The organism is Stenotrophomonas maltophilia (genome assembly GCF_013464915.1).
In the GTDB taxonomy this organism is placed as follows: domain Bacteria; phylum Pseudomonadota; class Gammaproteobacteria; order Xanthomonadales; family Xanthomonadaceae; genus Stenotrophomonas; species Stenotrophomonas maltophilia_AT.
The window spans coordinates 1-1,668 of sequence record NZ_RAVT01000092.1; the positions used below are offsets into that span (position 1 = coordinate 1).

The 1,668-nt window shown below is 57.4% G+C and carries 1 protein-coding gene; it reads left to right on the forward strand.

Going from position 1 to position 1,668, the window contains the following annotated elements; translation table 11 throughout:
• The first annotated feature begins 511 nt into the window (after window positions 1-511).
• Window positions 512-943, forward strand: a complete 432-nt coding sequence (locus D7T59_RS21070) for a BLUF domain-containing protein (protein WP_180853534.1) — start codon at window positions 512-514, stop codon at window positions 941-943.
• Window positions 944-1,668 lie beyond the last annotated feature (725 nt).

Consider the following 1,668-nt stretch of genomic DNA (forward strand, 5'->3'; position numbering starts at 1 on the left):
ATGCTCCAATGCTCTGGTGCGACCGTCGGAAATTGCAATGCGGCGCTCACACTCCCTGACGCGCAGCTCAAGCACCAGGAACGCGTCGTCCCCACGTTTCAACATCGCTTCACTCCCCATSGCAAGGCCAGCAAGCCCCGGTCGCGATTCTCGCGCCTATAGTCGAGAACGTGAAGTTCGTACCATTCAGTTTCGGGTGTCAGGTGGCAGGCAGCAATTGCTTGGCGTTTGCCAAAGCCGGTGTAGTTGGATGTGATCCCACCCCTATGCTTCATCTGCAGATAGCGGGATATCGATATGACGTGCCTAACGTGGCGTGAGCACTTCCGTYAAGAATATTCAACGCGGGTTAGATGAAGCAAAGCGCTTGGTACAGGTCGCGCGCCTTCGATGAGTATTCACAGTCGGCGTGGTTTCTTAAGCGTTAAGAATGTACCTTTCAGTCCATGTCTGCGCCGACTGATAGAGTGCGAAGTGATGCCGATGTGGCATCCCTCYCAAGGCAAAAACTATGCCCATTCGGGCTGTTGTATACGCAAGCGAGGCAGTTRAAGAGCTTTCGATTGGTCAGCTGGAGGTGCTCGTAGCCGATGCCGCCAGATTCAATAAGGTTGCAGGCGTGACGGGAGTCTTGCTGTATGACGGAGTCCGTTTCGTGCAGTACTTTGAAGGTCCGGAGGACGGGGTCGCTGGCGTCTATGAGCGCGTGCTGCAATCCACGAGCCACTCTGGCATCGTAGAACTGGCTAGGGGCCGGGTATCCAGTAGGCAGTTCCCCTATTGGTCGATGCACCGGCTTCCGGCCGATCAGCTGCTTGTGGGAAAGCTTGCGAGAGCTGATTGGTCTCGCTTTRARATYAGTGATCCTAAGGACGGTGTTGGGTCGGGATGGGGAATCGATGTGCTGGCCGCAGCAGTAGCCCCTTATGTAGCAGCGGCATAACTCAGATCCGATCACGACGATGCCTTTCAGGGCGTCAGCAACGATGGGTATGGACACCATCATCCGTTTGATAGCACTGAGTAGGGAAGACTCCTGCATGTAACAGGCACCTTTCGTCTTCCTGCTTCATTCCTCGGCGCGGGTGCATGATGGAAAAGACGTCACTCACGAGTGCGTGAGTGACGTATCTCCAGTCTGTGATCTTCCCAAACCAACGGCTGCTTCAAGCGAAACAGGGATTAYTTGGAGTCATTTYTAGCGAAGAGGAAAGGACGCGATCTGCTGCAGCAACCTATCCCGATCCGCAACTCCATTCCAATTGAGGTGGCGGGGCTGGAGCTATGCGGCACCTGAGTTGAGCCCCGTTCCGGCGGTCTTGAAGGAMGCGGCCATGTGCAGCCTGAGCAGGTCTTCCACGGTGCGTGCCCCGCCCATCTCCAGGTYGAGGATGCYGGGCTCCARGATTGATCCCAGCAGAACACCGACCGCGATCGCATGAAGGCTGCGCGCCGCAGYGGCTGTATCAACGCCCTCMCGGAGCTGGCCCAGTGCYCCTGCACGCTGGTATACMARCTCCAGYATGCGGACCTCCGGCATCGCGCACGCYGCGAGCACGTCGCCTATGCCGCCCAGCTCATGTGATGCACCAGAGCGCAGCAGAAGCTCAACCGTTCGGCGAACGCGTGGGGTGCGGCGCGTGTGATCAAAGACCCTGACCAGGTCCG